The following is a 17,390-nucleotide window of genomic DNA, read 5'->3' as shown; positions in this document are numbered from 1 at the left end:
GATAAATTTAGCATGTTAATTTTTAAATGCGGAGGTAGATAAACTAAAGATGAAAAGGGAAATATCACTTAAAAAACAAATGGGTCTTTTAACTGCTACCATGTTAGTGGCAGGAAATATGATTGGTTCAGGAATATTTATGCTTCCAGCCACGTTAGCAAACACAACAGGTCCAGGTGCTACTATAATGGCTTGGGCCATAACAGGTATGGGTTCTATATTTTTAGCTTTATCCTATGCAAATTTAGGAGCTAAAATAACTAAAACAGGTGGGCCTTATGAATATCCCAAAGAGGCTTTTGGAGATTTTATTGGATTCTTAAATGCATGGTTATATTGGAATGCTTCTTGGATAGGAAATGCAGCTATAATAACATCTGTGGCCAGTTATACTGGAGCTTTAATACCAGCAGTAGCGGGAAGTCCATTTTTATCCTTTATATATACCAGCAGTATTTTATGGATATTTACTATAATAAATATAATTGGAGTTAAAGAAGCTAGTACCATTCAAACAGCCATTACTATATTTAAGATAGCTTTATTTTTTGGATTTATAGTTATAACTGCTTACTATTTTAATCCAGAATTTTTAACACCAGCTTTTCCAACAGGAAGAGGAATTAGTACTTTACCGGCAGCTATGGTGTGTACACTTTGGGCTTTTACAGGCTTTGAAAGTGCTTCTGTAGCAGCAGGAGAAATAAAAAATCCAGAGAAAAATATTAAGTTGAGCACTATTTTGGGAATTGCAATAGCTATAGTTGTATATATGCTTATAAGTGTATGTGCTATGGGAGCTATACCACAAGAGGAATTAGCTAAAAGTTCAGCACCTATTATAGAAATATTTTCTAATTTTTTAGGTAGCGGCATTACTAAATTTATATTAGTAGCTTCTATAGTAAGTGTTCTTGGAACTACTACTGGTTGGATTTTTGCAACAGCGCGCGTTTCCTATGCAGCAGGTGAGGGAGGAATATTCCCAAAAGTATTTGCAAAGGTTCATCCAAAATACAATACTCCATATGCATCTTTAATAATAGGGTCTGTACTTACAAATGTACTTTTGCTTATGAATTACACGAAGTCCATGCTTTCAGCGTTTAATTTTATAATGTTATTGGCTACAGTGGCATATCTTCCTGTTTATGCCTTTGCAGCAGCATCAGAAATAAAGCTAATGCTGAGAGAAAATAAGTCAATGAAACTGAAAATGATCATCAGAAAAGGCATAACACCATGTTTGGGATTGATATATGCATTTTGGGCTATGGCAGGCTCGGGTATTGAAGTATGTTTATATGGATTGCTACTTGCAGTTATGGGAATTCCTTTTTACATTTATGTAAAAAAGAAAAAAAGAATAAGAGAAACAGCAGATTCAGCAGTCACTGATTGCTAGAGATGGTATTTATTTAAAAAGATTAAATTAATAAATATGACTTGCGAAGCTAGAGTGTTACTTTATATAATACTCTAGTTTTTATTATCTTGTAAAATATTTTTGTATATATTAGAATTAGTTAAAAGATTAAAAGAGGTGGAATGTATTATGTTAACTAATTTTAAGGAAAAAAGGCCTAATATAAATGATAACACTTTTATAGCTCCTTCTGCGGATATAATAGGTGATGTAATGTTGGAATCAGGAGTAAACATATGGTACGGAGCAGTCCTAAGAGGAGACACTAATAAAATTCACATAGGAAAAAATACAAATATACAGGATAATTCTGTAGTTCATGTGGATGTAGATAAACCTTGTATAATAGGTGATGGAGTTACAGTGGGGCATAGGGCTATAGTACATGGATGTATAGTAAAAAATAACGTTTTGGTGGGCATGGGAGCTACCATATTAAATGGAGCTGAAATAGGGGAAAATACTATTATAGGAGCTGGAAGTTTAGTAACTCAAAATAAAAAGATACCTTCAGGAGTTCTATGCATGGGAGTACCCGCAAGAGTAGTAAGGGAACTTACACAGGAAGAAATAGAGGAAATTAGAAGGTCAGCACAGCATTATGTGGAGCTTTCTAAAGAGTACGGAATTTAGTATTTTATATGAAAATTTATATGATGATTAACCCACAATAAGGTATAATGTGATGGAATTATGAAATTTCTCCTCCATGACTTGCATAAGAGCTGGGAACAATAAATTAAATTTAAACAGTTCCTTTGCTTCTTATGCAAGTCATTCCAGATAAATTTTATAATTCAGGTAATGTTAAGGCACATTCAAATAAATAACAAGTCAGTATGTTAGTCTATTTTGCGTCATACTGCGTCAGCAGAACCCAACGATAGTTCTATAGCGGTGGAACCTGCTTCCTTGTCTGACACAAAATATACCAGCATCTTTGATTTGGATACATTCCAGTTAACGCTATAGTTAAAAGTGGTACAGTAAGTCAAAAAGCAGATAGATATTTTGTTTCAATTTTAGTTGAAGAAGCTATTAAAGTAGATAATAAACCTTACTCAGAAGGAATAGGCGTAGACCTTGGACTAAAGAATTTTGCAATTTGTAATAATGGTTTAACTAAAAAGAATATTAACAAAACTAAAATAGTTAAAAAAGCAGAAAAGAAACTAAAACGTGAGCAAAGAAAGCTTTCAAGGAAATATGAAAGTTTAAAATTAAGAAATAAAAAAGAGAAAGGAGAAGCTACTCGTCAAAATATCCAAAAACAAATAGTCAAGGTACAAAAACTTCATCAAAGACTTACAAATATAAGAACTGATTATATTAATAAAACAGTAAATGAGTTAATAAAACAAAAACCAAGTTTTATAACTATTGAAGAATGTGTACCCAAGGCTATTTGGGGAATTAACGACTGTGGAGTGCTATACAAACTGTAGTAGCCTCGGCAAGACAGAGTACATTGAAGCAGTAAGAATCTCAATATGGATACATTTGACCATATTTTGAGTAGCAGGTCACGGCAATGTTTAAATTAGATGGAATCGAAAAAATGACTTTGGAACAGAAATATAAATATATGGTTATGTTATTAAAGGGACAAATTAGTTCAGAACAGGATTTAATAGCTAACTTATCCAATGCTTCAGCTATAATTAATGTTATATTAGATAGAATAAACTGGGCAGGATTTTACATAATGAGAAATGGTGAATTGGTTTTAGGACCATTTCAAGGAAGACCAGCATGTAATAGAATAAAAATTGGCAAGGGAGTATGCGGTACAGCAGTGCAGGAAAAGAGAGTTGTAAGAGTGGAAAATGTACATGATTTCCCTGGGCACATAGCCTGTGATTGCCAAAGTAATTCAGAAATAGTAATTCCTATAATGAAAAGCGGCGAAGTGTTTGGAGTTCTAGATATAGATAGCCCGGAGTTAAATAGATTTGGAGATTTAGAGGAAGAGTACCTGAGTAAGCTTGTGAAGGCTTTAGAGGAAAGCGTTAACAGTTAACAAATGAAAATTTAAGGGCAAAAATCCTTTGGAATATATTTAGATTTGAGAATTGACGGTTGAGAATCAATAATGTAGAGCTTGAAATTTATGTGCGAAAGCTGAGTAATTAATAATTAAAATAGGAAATATATTGTGCGGGTCACCTTTAAACATTTATGGTTATGTTTAGTAAATCTAGCAAAATATATTTCCTATTTCTGTTTGTTAATTAATATTTTATTTTTAAGCTTATGCTTTTAACACTAAATATTTAATATTTGATTCTTATTATTTTTTAATTGTGCTTTACTAATTGCTACTGGTTACCTTCTAGCTCTTTTAAATACTTTAGCTATTTCGTTAACTAGTAGAGGTATTATACTTAGTATGGATACAAATAGCCAATCTTTAGCGTTAAGGTCATGTACTTTAAATATATTAGCTAGGAAAGGAACTGTTATTATAACATCTTGTAGGAATATGCCTATAAGTATTGAACCTATTAAAAGTTTATTTGTAAAAAATCCTATTTGGAATATGGACTTAGTTTCATTTCTCATATTTAATGAATGAATTAATTGGGATACACTTAAAACAACGAAAGCCATAGTTTGAGCATGTTCTAGTGCATCAGGATCAATAACATCTGGCAACAATGGGAATAAAACTCCGGATTTAGTATAAACTTTAACTCCAACTACAAAAGCAGTTAAGGTTAATAAACCTATAAGTATTCCATTTCCTATTAAACTTACAGTAGAACCTTTAAACAAGCTGTCCTTTGGGTTTCTAGGTTTTGCATCCATAACTCCAGGATCACCAGGGTCAACACCAAGAGAAAGAGCTGGTAGAGTGTCAGTTATAAGGTTAACCCACAAAATGTGTATTGGTATAAGCGGAGTAGGCCATTTTAAAAGCACTGAAAGGAATATACTTATTATCTCACCTATATTACATGAAAGTAGGAACAATATAGATTTTTTAATGTTATTAAATATATTTCTACCTTCTTCAATAGCCTTGACTATGGTAGAGAAGTTATCATCTGTAAGTACCATATCAGCAGCACCTTTGGCAACGTCTGTACCAGTTATACCCATAGCCACACCTATGTCAGCAGCTTTTAATGAAGGAGCATCATTTACACCATCACCAGTCATAGAAACTATATTTCCTTTAGACTTAAAGGCTTTTACTATCATAACCTTGTGCTCAGGTGAAACCCTTGCAAAAACTCTCAAATTAGCTACTTTTTCGTTTAATTCTTCTTGAGATAGTTTATCCAATTCCATACCAGATATAGCCTCATTTTCATCTGTAGCTATATCCAATTCCTTAGCTATGGCAAAAGCAGTCTTTTTATGGTCCCCAGTAATCATTATGGTCTTAATACCAGCGCTTTTACATAGTGCAATGGAGTCTTTAACTTCTAGTCTAGGAGGGTCAATCATTCCTACAAGACCTATAAATGTTAAATCTTTTTCTAAATCTTCTATGGATATATCAGGGGAGTCTATAATTTTATACGCAGCTCCCAAAACTCTTAAAGCATCCTCAGACATTGCATAAGAAGCTTTTATTATTTGGTTTTTAAGATCTTCAGTAAGAGTTACAAATTCACCATTTATATAGGCTTTATCTATTATATTAAGTAGATTATCTATAGCACCTTTAGTCATTACATAATATTTGTCACCGTATTTATTTACAGTGGTCATTAATTTTCTATCTGAATCAAAAGGAATTTCATTTACCCTTGTATGAGAAGCTTCTAAATCTTCTTTAAGTATATTAAATTTATTTCCTGCAGCTAGTAATGCTATTTCTGTAGGATCACCTGTTTCTGACTCAACAGAAAAAGTGGCATCGTTACATAAGATTAGATTTTCAATAAGAAGTTTTTGTACAGGATTTTCTGGATTTAAATCTTCAATATTATACAATGAATCGTCTGCAAAGAATTTTGTAACGGTCATTTTATTTTGAGTTAAAGTACCAGTTTTATCTGAACAAACTATATTTACAGAACCTAAGGTTTCTACTGCAGGTAATTTTCTAACTATAGCATTTCTCTTTATCATCTTTTGAACGCCCATAGCGAGAACGATAGTAACTATAGCAGGAAGTCCTTCTGGAATAGCTGCTACAGCCAAACTTATGGAGGTTAAAAACATTTCAAATATAGGCCTTTTTTGAAATAATCCTACAAAAAACATAACTCCACATATAGCTAGAGCTCCTATACCTAAAACCTTTCCTAATTCCTCAAGTTTCTTTTGTAGAGGAGTTTGTTCATTTTGACTTTCATCAAGCATTTTTGCTATTTTACCTATTTCGGTGTTCATTCCAGTTCCAACAGCTATCCCAAGGCCTCTACCATAAGTTACAAGTGTGGACATAAAAGCTGAGTTCTTTTGGTCACCTAAAGGCACATCTTCATTTAGCATTAGTTCTGCATTTTTATCTACAGGAACAGATTCGCCTGTAAGTGCAGATTCTTCAACTTTAAGGTTTGCAGTTTCCACAAGCCTTAAGTCACAAGGTATGAATCTACCAGCATCAAGTACCACCACATCTCCTGGTACTACTTCTGTAGAAGATATTTCTTTTACTTCACCATCACGCTTAACTAGAGCTTTAGGTGTGGAAAGTTTTTTTAGGGCCTCAAGAGCTTTTTCAGCTTTTGATTCTTGAATAACTCCTACAACTGCATTAATTATTATAACTATTCCTATTATAATAGAATCACTTATTTCCCCTAAAAAGCCTGAAGCTACAGCTGCTGCTAAAAGTATGTATATTAGTATATCGTTTAATTGTTCAAAAACCATTTTAAAAAGGCTCTTTTGCTTTTTAGTAGCTAATTGGTTTAGACCATACTTTTCCTTTCTTTTTTCTACTTCTTCGGAGGAAAGACCAGTATAAATATTTACATCTAAATCTTTTATGGTTTCCTCTTTACTTTTTTTGTACCACATTATAATTCACCTCTTTCATATTATTTAATATAATTGCATAATTTATTATAAAATTTTAAAAGAACGAAAAATATAATAAATAAAAAGACCTTTGTCCTAAGGAGTATTAGGACAAAGGTCTTGCAAACTCAATTACTAGAGTAAACTGTCCGGGCTAAGCCGTAATGACGAACAGTTTAAAGCATTTATATAGCTTTTGCTACTCCCCTTTGTGTATAACAACTTAGGTAATTATAACACATTATGTATATAAATATCAATACTGACCAATGGAAATTTAAGTTTATAATTCACATTTTCAAATTAAGAATTAACAATGAAAGATTAATAGAAAAATTAGTGGAAAAAGTACTATTGGAATACTTATGAAAATTATGGACTAATATGTAATATAATTACATATTAGTAAGTTTTAATTGAATAAATATTTCACAATGAATGAAAAATATCTAATTTTTTTTAAAATTTTTTATATAAGTTAATATTTCTTGTAAAAAAGTTGTAATAAATTCGCAAAAAATAACAAATATGCAATACATAGAATTTTATAATTCAATATTATAGCAGTAATATTTTTGAAATTATTGTAAAAAATATAAAAAGTACTTTTGTGTAATTTCAGCATATAAGAAAAAAACGTGTATTTCAAAGGAAAACAATATAGCATATATATGTGTCACATGCGGAAACGGAATATACAATTTTTATTTAAAATTATAATATTTTTAGAAAAAAGCATGTGTCTAACTTTGTAAAATCAATTATGCTACTATTTGACAAAGTGTTGCTTTTCAAAACAAAATATATTATATTGTAATTGATTTCAAAGTTCACATTAGGGCCCAGTGTGGAGTTATGAAAATCATTATGCAGTTGAAATTATTTTAATAAATCCTTTAATATGAAAAATTTATACATAAACTAAAAACTTGTTATCCAAGGGAAATCTAATGTGAATTTCCACTTGCCATGTAAAATGGAAATACTATGTTAGATAGCCATGGAATAAATGTTTTAAGATATTAATCTTTTAGATTAATCGGGGGGGAGCAAAAAAACATGGAAATGCAAAAGAGATCTATTTTTAATAGTTGGATGTTTATAATAGCATATATATTCATGGGAGTGCTAGGTGGAGTAGCTCTTGATACAATGGTTACTTTTCTTGATGCATCAGCAGCTACAAAGGGAATAGCAGCTAGTATGTCAATAATAATGGGAATAGGTTTTTATGGTGGTGCAGCGCTTTTATTAATAGTACCTAAACTTGGTTATAAAAAGGTTTTAGCATTTTCACCTATAGCTTTTATAGGCGGTACATTTTTAATAACTAAGTCAAGTTCAGTTATGTTAGTAGCTATAGCAGCATCAGTAATAATGATAGGTGTATGTATGTTTGACGCTATATTATCACCATTCTTGAGTTGTTACACTACTGAGGAAAACAGAGAAAAAATATTTTCAACAACTTTGTGGACAAACATATTAGGTATGATTGTTGGAACATGGTCAGGTGGAAAATTAATATCTCATAGATTTGCTTCAAGATTAGGTGTTGGATATGCAGAAGCAAAAGTTTTAACAGAAAAAATAGCAGACTTTAACCCAGCACAATTGCAAGCTTATGTAGGAGCTCACAAAGATGCTTTATTGATATACGCTATAGTAGCAGCAATGACACTTATACCAATATTATTAATAAAAGAAATTCCTCAAGACTATAGAAAAGTTAAAAAAGAAACAAAGGAAAAAATGAATTGGAAAGCATTCTTGAATAAATATATAGTATTATTCGTACTTTTCGCATTCTTAATAAGACTTGGAGCATCATTAATTACTCCTTACTTCTCAGTATTCTTAAGCAGAATGGGAATAGATAGAGCAACTATTTCATCACTTATTTCTTACCAATACTTTGCAATGGTTATGTTCATATTTGTATCACCATGGATTGTTAAAAAATTAGGAAGAGTTGTGTCACTAGGTGGACTAGCTTTAGTATCAATACCATTTATGTTGATCATAGCAAATGGAGCAGCTTTTGGAAGTCACATGGTAATGGCAGTAGGAACAGGTTTATTCTTAAGATCAGGATTTATGAATGCAGCTATGCCGGTACAACAAGCTTTACCAATGGAGTTTGTAAGTAAAGAAGCTAGACCAGCATACAATGCAGTTATATATGTAGCTCAAGGTATTGCACAAGTTGTAGCTGGAGTATTAGGAAAACAATTTATATTCTCACTACAAAATGGATATGCAAAAGCTTATTATGTTACAGGAGTTATATACATAATAGCGTCAGTAATATTATTAGTAGTATTTACTAAGAAATATAATAGACCACAACATGGAAAGAGTGAAGAAGAACAAGCAGCATAATTATATATTGTGAAGCAAGTGCTATAAGAAAAATCTGTCTTTAAGTCCACAATAAATATATTTTCTTAGACTGTTCGCAATACGCCAAGAAATTCTAATGTTTTCAAATTTCAATACCCTAAAGCTTTCAAACTCGCTTCTGACGGCGCTCAAACAATGAAAGCTTCTTAACGGGTATTAAAATTTGAAAACAAAGAATTTCTAAGGCTAGCTCAATAGTCTAAAAAACTATATTTATTGTTACCTTAAAGACAGATTTTTCAGTTCATGTGTACATTGCTTTTGGGGGAGACGGCCTACTGAAGGATGATTTTCCTCCACTATGTTACGGAAAATCTTTAATTAAATAAATGAGATAGCAAAAAGCTATAATTATTTCATTAAATGGAATAGTTATAGCTTTTCTTTTAGGGCTTTAAAAATCTTTTATTGGTGACAGCCAGCCTAAATACATAGGCATGATTAGGATTTATACAAACCAATGCTTTACGTCAAAACATATTAAATTTTATTTACTGTTTTATTTTTATAATTAATTATTTACGTATACATAACTTTAACTGTGGAATGTATTTAAAAATTAAATTATTAAAAAATAAAACCTTGAGACATATAATATCCGAAGGTTTTTAATATTAGTTTTTATTTTATAATAAGAATATATTGTGACATAATACATTGAAGAAAATCTGATTTTAATTCCGTAATAAATGTGTAATTTGGGACTGTTCAATACGCCAAGAACTTCTAAATGTCTCACAGTTAAAGCCCCTAAAGCTTTCAAACTCGCTTCTGACGGCGCTCAAACAATGAAAGCTTCTTAACGGGTCTTTAACTGTGATACATAAGAAGTTCTGAGGCTAGTTCAATAGTCCCCAATTCCACATTTATTACTATATTAAAATCAGATTTTTAGTTTAATATGTTTATGGTTGAAGATGGAAGCCTACTAAAGGAGGATTTTACTTCACTATGTTACGGAGAATCTTTAATTAAATAAATGGGATAGCAAAAAGCTATAACTGTTTCATTAAATGGAGTAGTTATAGCTTTTCTTTAAGGGCTTAAAAATCTTTTATTGGCCATAGCCAGCCTAAATAAACTCCGCCTGAAAATTAAGAACTGCCACTAAATCATTTTGGGACTAATATAAATCCTTAGTCATCAAATGTTTTTTAGTACTAGGTTCTAGTTTCTAGATGTTAGAATTTGTTGTTATAATACATATATGATTAACCCACAATAAGGTACAATGTGGTGGAATTATGAAATTTCTCCTCCATGACTTGCATAAAAGCTCGGAACAATAAATTTAATTTAAGAAATTCTAATCTTTTAGCCATATAAAATTATCTAACGCTCACATTCACCGTCCTGCCTCAGGTTCGCTAGCCTGGCGTCCTTTTAAGGGTTACGATAATTTTATCTGTCTAAAAGAAGAATTTCTAAAATTAAATTTAAACAGTTCCTTCGCTTCTTATGCAAGTCATTCCAGAGGAATTTCATAATTCAAGTAATATAATGCTTTTTGTGGGTTAATCACATATATATGTTTCTTAACATATATGTCGATCATTCATTATAAATCAACAAGCTCACGCCAAAAAAACTTTATAAAGCACTAAATAAGGCCTAATATATTTTGCCGTGAGGCATTGATTTATATAAATCTTAAATTTGTAGTGTAGACCAGGTAAGAGCTCTTACTTCTTATCTACAAGTTCTTATTTATCCAACAATTAAAGTTATATATTCTTATATATAAATCCTAATCATGCCTACGTATTTACGCTGGCTGCCGCCAATAAAAGATTTTCCATAGCGAAGCGGAGGAAAATCATCCTTTAGTCAGCTGTGTTCCTCCTCTGATAACCTATGCATGAACTGAAAAATCTGTCTTTAAGGTAACAATAAATATATTTTCTTAGACTATTGAGCTAGCCTTAGAAATTCTTTGCTTTCAAATTTCAATGCCCGTTAAGAAGCTTTCATGTTTGAGCGCCGTTAGAAGCGAGTTTGAAAGCTTTAGGGTATTGAAATTTGAAAACATTAGAATTTCTTGGCGTATTGCGAGTAGTCTAAGAAAATATATTTATTGTGGACTTAAAGACAGATTTTTCTTATGGCACTTGCTTCAGAATTTTCTTATATGCTGTAGAAGATTACTCCTAGTACCGCTGAAATTACAATGATTAAAATTGGATGAAGTTTTGTCTTAAAAGATAAAAGGGCAATTATAAGTCCTATTATAATTGCCTTTATTTCTACATAAGAGTCTTTACCAAGCTGAATAAAAGCTGCAATTATAAGTCCCACTAGAGCAGGGCGCATACCTAAAAGGGCTGATTTAATAATCTTTGAGTCTTTGAATTTCATAAGGTAATGAGTTGCTATAGTAACTAGTATAAAGGAAAAGGTTATAACACCTAGAGTACCCAGTAAACTTCCTTTTATTCCTGCAACTTTATATCCTACAAAGGTAGCTGAATTTATAGCTATGGGTCCAGGAGTCATTTGAGATACACCTATTATATCCTTAAATGTGTTGAAATTGATCCATTGATGTTTTTCTACTATTTCCTTTTGAATTAATGGAAGCATTGCATATCCGCCACCAAAGCTAAAAGCACCTATTTTTAAAAAAGTTAAGAATATGTCTATTAGTAATCTCATTATTCCACCTGCTTTCTTAAAAAAATTATTCCGTATAGTGCAGAACACACTACCACCCATATAGGACTAAATTTAAATATGGTTATAGCAATAATGGATAAGATTATAATTATATAATTTATGTAGTTTTTTTTTACTGATTTAAATAAACTGCTTATGGCTACTAATATTAGAACTGGTACTGCAGCACCTATGCCTTTAAATATTAAATCTATTATGTAGTTGTTTCTAAATTCTACAAAAATAGCAGCTATAGCAATTATTATAAAAAACGAAGGCATTATAACTCCTAAAAGAGCAAGTATAGCACCTAATATGCCGCCCATTTTATACCCTATAAAAGTTGAACAATTTACTGCAAGAGCCCCAGGAAAAGATTGAGAAATTACAATTATATCTACAAATTCTTCTTTAGAAATCCAATTTCGCCTAGTTACAACTTCTGCCTCTATAAGAGGTATCATGGCATAGCCACCTCCAAAGGTAAAAGCTCCTATTTTGAAAAAGGTTAAGAACATAGTGAAAAGTTTATTCATGTTAACACCTCCAAACTTAATTATAACTTGCAGTTTTCATATGTGCAAATAGGAGAATTTTCTTAGAATATGATATATAATAAATATATATAATAAATGTACTGATTGAAGAAATTAGTAATTATTACGAGTATTATCTTAGTATAGGATTATTATTGTAAGAGCCCATTTAGTGGCGCAATGCCGTTATTTGGACCAAAATAGAAGAATAGGCAATATGGTATAGTCAAAAGATGAAGTGTTATTTTATAAAGAAAAGAATTAATATATAAAGTGAAATAGAGGTGCAGTTGTGGAGATAAATAGAATTGGAAGAAGTTTGGGGATTCCTCAAGAAAAACATGAGATTAAAAGCAAAAAGGATTTTTCACAGAATTTTAATTTTGCAAGGCAAGAAAAATCTCAAAAAGAAATGAAGGAGATGCTAGATAATATAAAGAAAAAGGGAAATAGGTTAGCGATTACTAAGTCCTATAGAGATGTGAAGGCTTATAAAAATCTTATAAAAGAGTATTTGCAGTCAGTTTTAACACATATGTATAAGGTGGAAAAGGATATAAGTTTTTGGCAAACTCAGTATTTTATAACTGTGGAAACGGTGGATGGAAAATTAGAAGAAATTACTAAAGCTATTTTAAATGAACAAAGTGAAAATTTAAATATAGCCAGCACCATTGATGAAATAACAGGCCTAGTGGTGGATATGTATAAATAGTGGGCCAGAATTAGTGTGCTAGAGGGCTAGGTTGGTAAAGAGACTTGCCTTTTCCATTTATGGTTGAACGGAAAAGGCAAGGGTGGTTTTATAAATTTTAAAGTTTAGCTAATAGCTATAGAAAGCTGTTAAAGCTGGCATCAGATGGCATTCTCCAATCACCTCGTGGTGAAAGGCTTATAGAACCTACCTTTGGACCATCAGGGAGAGCAGAACGTTTAAATTGTTGAATGAAAAATCTTTTTATGAATTTTTCTAGCCACAAAATTATAGTTTCTCTATCATAGTCTTTTTTAAATGCATTTTCTGCAAGGAATAGTATTTTTTCTTTAGTAGCTCCTGTTTTTATGAAATGGTATAGGAAAAAATCATGAAGCTCATAAGGGCCTACTATATCTTCGGTTTTTTGAGTTATTTCACCATTTTTATCTTTAGGAAGTAATTCAGGACTTACAGGAGTATCAAGTATGTCTATAAGTATATTAGAAATATCTTCAGATACTTCATTTTCAGCTACATATCTTACTAAATATCTTACTAATGTTTTAGGCACAGAACAGTTTACGGAGTACATGGACATATGGTCTCCATTATAAGTGCACCAACCTAAGGCTAATTCAGATAAATCACCAGTGCCTATGGATAGTGCACCTTCCTTATTAGCAATGTCCATAAGTATTTGAGTTCTCTCTCTTGCTTGCACATTTTCGTAAGTGACATCGTGATTTTCCACTAGATGGTTTATATCTTTAAAATGTTGTAGGCAGGCATCTACTATATTTACTTCTCTAAAATTTGTTTTTAATTTTTTACAAAGGGATACTGCATTGTTATAGGTTCTATCTGTGGTTCCAAAACCAGGCATAGTAATGGTTATTATGTTTTCACTTGGAAGATTTAAAAGGCGGAAAGTTTTTACTATTACTAAAAGAGCTAATGTGGAATCCAATCCTCCTGAAATACCTATTACAACTTTTCGGCTATGAGTATGAGTTAAGCGTTTTGCCAGTGCTGAGGTTTGAATGTTGAAAATTTCACTACATCTTAAGCTTCTTTCTAGAGAATTTCCAGGTACAAAAGGATGCTTATCTATATATCTTGTAAATTCTCCTAAGTTTGAATTAGAAAATTCAAAAGAAATCTCTGAAGCTTCAAAAGGGCATAATTTAACGCTATCCCTAAAGGAGATGTTTTTAAGTCTCTCAGCTATTAATTTATCTAAGTCCACTATAGAAGTTACTACTTCATTTTCTCTAACAAATCTATTATTTTCATTTAATATATTTCCGTTTTCACTTATTAAAAGATGACCACCAAAAACTAAGTCTGTAGAAGATTCAAATACTCCAGAGGAGGCATAGGCATAGGCACACATACATCTAGCACTTTGATTTGAAATTAAGTTCTTTCTATAGGTTGCCTTGCTCACTAATTCATTAGATGCAGAAAGGTTGCCTATAACATTAGCACCAAGTAAACTTAAATAACTACTAGGAGGTACTGTTACCCAAAGATCTTCACATACTTCCACCGCAAATCTGAAAGCTCCACAGGTAAAAATTAAATTTGTTCCAAAAGGAATATTTTTTTGGAATTTTAAGTTGAGCTGTTTATTTATTATTCCAAGGCCTTCCGAAAACCATCTTTTCTCATAGAACTCAGAGTAATTTGGTATATAGCTTTTAGGCACTATACCTAAAATTTCACCTTTAAATATAACATATGCGCAGTTGTAAAGACATGAATTATGGTATAAAGGAGCGCCTACAGCTATTAATATATCTTTGCCTTTAGAAAACAAACATAAATTTTCTAGAGCTTTTTCGCTTTTAAGTAATAAATTCCTTTGACTAAATAAATCTCCGCAGGTATAGGAGGTTATGGATAGTTCAGGAAAAACTATTAATTTAGAATTATCTTTTAAAGCTTTCTCTATACATTTTTTAATATTTTTTAAGTTGAAATCTATATCTGCCACATTGGTTATAGGACAGGCAGTAGATAATTTTATAAAACCATTGTACATTGAACTCACTCCAATTCTATAGATAAATATTAATTCTATTCATTAACAAGTATTTTTATCAATTCTTTTTTTATTATAACATGTAACTAAACAAATGAAATATATTATAGTATTTCTATTTTAATGGAAAAATGAGAAAACATAAGAAAAAAGCACTGAGGATTATTTAAAACATTTTAAACAGTAATAATTAACGTATTTTAGAATGTAAATAAACTTTTAATAATTTGATTTATACCATATAATATAAACAAGCTTAAAAACTTTCAGGAATATTCCTAAATAAATATCATAAATTTTTATATATCATAATATATTAAAGGATATAAATTAACGATGCAGAATATATAAATAAGAAAAACTGTTAATATATCCAGACAGAAGCTATAGTAGACTGAAAATATAATTATAATATTGAAGTTAGTTTAAATATTAATAAAAGGGGGCGATTTTGTGGATTGGTTTCTATTAACTGTATGGCTTATAGTTGGAATAGGCACATTGCTCATAGATATAGCCACTAGTGCATTTTTATTTGTATGGTTTACAGCAGGAGCTATAGCAGCAATAATATGCTTAACATTAGGGTTATCTTTTAGTATACAAATTATAGTATTTAGTATAGTTAGTGTTCTGTTTATGGCTACAGGTTACCCAATTATTAAAAAGAATGTGAAGAGAACTGTACCTAAGACAAAGACCATGGAAGAAGGGTATATTGGCAGAGAAATGATTAGTGATCAAAATATACGGGATAAAGGAAATTTAAAGGTGGATGGTATATATTGGACTGTTGAAAACAAAGGTGAAGATATAGAAATAGGAAATAAAATAAAAATAATAGGAATACAAGGGAATAAGTTAATTGTAGAAAAAATAAAATAAAAATAATTATAATTAAAGGAGTGTGTTTTTATGCCAGGTAAAATTTTAGTAATAATTCTATTAGTAGTGGTCATGACAATAATATTAAGTTCAATAAAGGTTGTAAATACTGGTTATGTATTCTTAGTTGAGAGATTTGGACAGTTCCACAGAATATTGGAACCAGGTTGGCATTTAGTAATTCCATTTGCTGACTATGTAAGAAAGAAAGTATCTACAAAACAGCAAATATTAGATATACAACCTCAAACAGTTATAACAAAGGATAACGTAAACATATCCATAGATAATGTTATATTTTACAAAGTTTTAAGTTCAAAAGATGCAGTTTACAATATAGAAGATTATAAATCAGGTATAGTTTATTCAACTATTACTAATATGAGAAACATAGTTGGTGACATGTCATTAGATGAAGTCTTATCTGGAAGAGATAGAATAAACAACAAGCTATTAGAGATAGTTGATGAGATCACTGATGCTTATGGAATAAAAATACTTTCAGTAGAAATTAAAAATATAATACCACCAGCAGAAATACAAAATGCTATGGAAAAGCAAATGAAAGCAGAAAGAGATAAAAGAGCTACAATTTTACAGGCAGAAGGACAAAGACAAAGCCAAATAGAAAAAGCACAAGGTGAAAAGCAAGCTAGTATACTTGCAGCAGAAGCTGAAAAAGAAGCTAATATAAGACGTGCAGAAGGTCTTAAAGAGTCTCAACTATTAGAAGCACAAGGTAAGGCAGAAGCAATAAGAGCTATAGCAGAAGCACAATCAGAAGCAGTAAGAAGAGTAAATGCAGCTATTATTGAATCTGGAACAGATGAAAGAGTAATTGCTATTAAACAAGTAGAAGCTCTTCAAGAAATGGCTAAAAACCCTGCTAATAAGCTTATACTTCCAAATGAATCTTTGTCTTCATTAGGAAATCTAGCAGCTATAGCAGAAACACTTAAAATGAATAAGTAAGATATAGTGTGACATAATACATTGAAGAAAAATCTGATTTTAATTTCGTAATAAATGTGTAATTGGGGACTGTTCACAATACGCCAAGAACTTCTAAATGTCTCACAGTTAAAGCCCCTAAAGCTTTCAAACTCGGTTCTTGCGGCGCTCAAACAATGAAAGCTTTTTAACGGGTCTTTAGCTGTGAGACATAAGAAGTTCTAAGGCTAGCTCAATAGTCCCCAATTCCACATTTATTACTACATTAAAATCAGATTTTTAGTTTAATATGTTTATGGTTGGAGAGGGAAGTCTACTAAAGGAGGATTTTCCTCCACTATGTTACGGAAAATCTTTAATTAAATAAATGGGATAGCAAAAAGCTATAACTGTTTCATTAAATGGAGTAGTTATAGCTTTTCTTTAAGGGCTTAAAAATTTTTTATTGGCGATAGCCAGCCTAAATACGTAGGCATGATTAGGATTTATATAAATAAATATATAACTTTAATTGTTAGATAAATAAGAACTTGTAGATAAGTAATAAGTAATAAGTAATAAGTAATAAGTAATAAGTAATAGGTAATACATAAGAAATAATACCTATTACCTGGTCTAAATTACAAATTCTGATTTGTACAAACAACTGCCTTACGGCAAAATGAATTGAATTTTAATTATTATTTTAATAGGTACCATATAACTTTTCGAAAGGCTCCGCCTAAAAAATATTATGAGCGCCTTTCTATTTATAAATTAAAGATTTTCTATAGCGAAGCGGAGGAAAATCATCCTTTAGTTAGCTGTGTTCCTCCT

At 30.9% G+C, this 17,390-nt stretch carries 11 protein-coding genes and 1 pseudogene; 8 read left to right on the top strand and 4 right to left on the bottom strand.

What is annotated here, in order from left to right:
- Nucleotides 1–49: 49 nt before the first annotated feature.
- From CC89_RS09300 to msrC, 4 genes and pseudogenes are all read left to right on the top strand, one after another.
- On the top strand, nucleotides 50–1,405 hold the full coding sequence (locus tag CC89_RS09300) for an APC family permease (RefSeq protein WP_035291539.1): 1,356 nt from the start codon (nucleotides 50–52) through the stop codon (nucleotides 1,403–1,405).
- A 150-nt stretch (nucleotides 1,406–1,555) separates the two neighbouring features.
- Nucleotides 1,556–2,059 (top strand): gamma carbonic anhydrase family protein, encoded by a 504-nt coding sequence (locus CC89_RS09295; RefSeq protein ID WP_035291537.1) that lies wholly within the window; start codon nucleotides 1,556–1,558, stop codon nucleotides 2,057–2,059.
- Nucleotides 2,060–2,370: 311 nt separating this feature from the next.
- A pseudogene (locus CC89_RS19960) lies at nucleotides 2,371–2,814 on the top strand (RNA-guided endonuclease TnpB family protein); the annotation flags it as partial.
- Nucleotides 2,815–2,957: 143 nt separating this feature from the next.
- Nucleotides 2,958–3,446 carry a free L-methionine (R)-S-oxide reductase MsrC gene (msrC, locus tag CC89_RS09290; protein ID WP_035291535.1) on the top strand — a complete coding sequence of 163 codons (489 nt, stop codon included), beginning with the start codon at nucleotides 2,958–2,960 and terminating at the stop codon, nucleotides 3,444–3,446.
- A gap of 305 nt (nucleotides 3,447–3,751) precedes the next feature.
- Here msrC and CC89_RS09285 read toward each other — a convergent pair whose 3' ends face one another.
- Nucleotides 3,752–6,406 carry a cation-translocating P-type ATPase gene (locus CC89_RS09285; RefSeq protein ID WP_035291533.1) on the bottom strand — a complete coding sequence of 885 codons (2,655 nt, stop codon included), beginning with the start codon at nucleotides 6,404–6,406 and terminating at the stop codon, nucleotides 3,752–3,754.
- Nucleotides 6,407–7,465: 1,059 nt separating this feature from the next.
- Between CC89_RS09285 and CC89_RS09280 the strand changes: the two genes are divergently transcribed.
- Nucleotides 7,466–8,788 (top strand): MFS transporter, encoded by a 1,323-nt coding sequence (locus tag CC89_RS09280; protein ID WP_035291531.1) that lies wholly within the window; start codon nucleotides 7,466–7,468, stop codon nucleotides 8,786–8,788.
- A 2,145-nt stretch (nucleotides 8,789–10,933) separates the two neighbouring features.
- On the opposite strand, the gene CC89_RS09275 is transcribed toward CC89_RS09280, so the two are convergent.
- Both CC89_RS09275 and CC89_RS09270 read right to left on the bottom strand, forming a co-directional pair.
- Nucleotides 10,934–11,461 carry a chromate transporter gene (locus tag CC89_RS09275; RefSeq protein ID WP_035291528.1) on the bottom strand — a complete coding sequence of 176 codons (528 nt, stop codon included), beginning with the start codon at nucleotides 11,459–11,461 and terminating at the stop codon, nucleotides 10,934–10,936.
- Complete coding sequence (locus CC89_RS09270; protein ID WP_035291526.1) at nucleotides 11,461–11,997, bottom strand: chromate transporter; 537 nt, start codon at nucleotides 11,995–11,997, stop codon at nucleotides 11,461–11,463. The genes CC89_RS09275 and CC89_RS09270 overlap by 1 nt, the downstream gene beginning before the upstream one ends.
- A gap of 292 nt (nucleotides 11,998–12,289) precedes the next feature.
- Between CC89_RS09270 and CC89_RS09265 the strand changes: the two genes are divergently transcribed.
- Nucleotides 12,290–12,712 (top strand): YaaR family protein, encoded by a 423-nt coding sequence (locus CC89_RS09265; RefSeq protein ID WP_035291524.1) that lies wholly within the window; start codon nucleotides 12,290–12,292, stop codon nucleotides 12,710–12,712.
- Nucleotides 12,713–12,827: 115 nt separating this feature from the next.
- On the opposite strand, the gene CC89_RS09260 is transcribed toward CC89_RS09265, so the two are convergent.
- Nucleotides 12,828–14,738, bottom strand: a complete 1,911-nt coding sequence (locus tag CC89_RS09260) for an NAD(+) synthase (RefSeq protein WP_035291522.1) — start codon at nucleotides 14,736–14,738, stop codon at nucleotides 12,828–12,830.
- 453 nt (nucleotides 14,739–15,191) lie between these two features.
- On the opposite strand from CC89_RS09260, the gene CC89_RS09255 reads away from it, so the two are divergent.
- Together CC89_RS09255 and CC89_RS09250 are read left to right on the top strand one after the other, a co-directional pair.
- Nucleotides 15,192–15,623, top strand: a complete 432-nt coding sequence (locus tag CC89_RS09255) for an NfeD family protein (RefSeq protein WP_051931657.1) — start codon at nucleotides 15,192–15,194, stop codon at nucleotides 15,621–15,623.
- A gap of 30 nt (nucleotides 15,624–15,653) precedes the next feature.
- A complete protein-coding gene (locus CC89_RS09250; RefSeq protein ID WP_035291517.1) occupies nucleotides 15,654–16,595 on the top strand; it encodes an SPFH domain-containing protein in 942 nt (313 codons plus the stop codon).
- The last annotated feature ends 795 nt before the right edge of the window (nucleotides 16,596–17,390 follow it).

The sequence above is a fragment of the Clostridium sp. KNHs214 genome (genome assembly GCF_000744935.1).
GTDB lineage: Bacteria > Bacillota > Clostridia > Clostridiales > Clostridiaceae > Haloimpatiens.
This window is presented reverse-complemented; position numbering and strand designations above follow the sequence as displayed.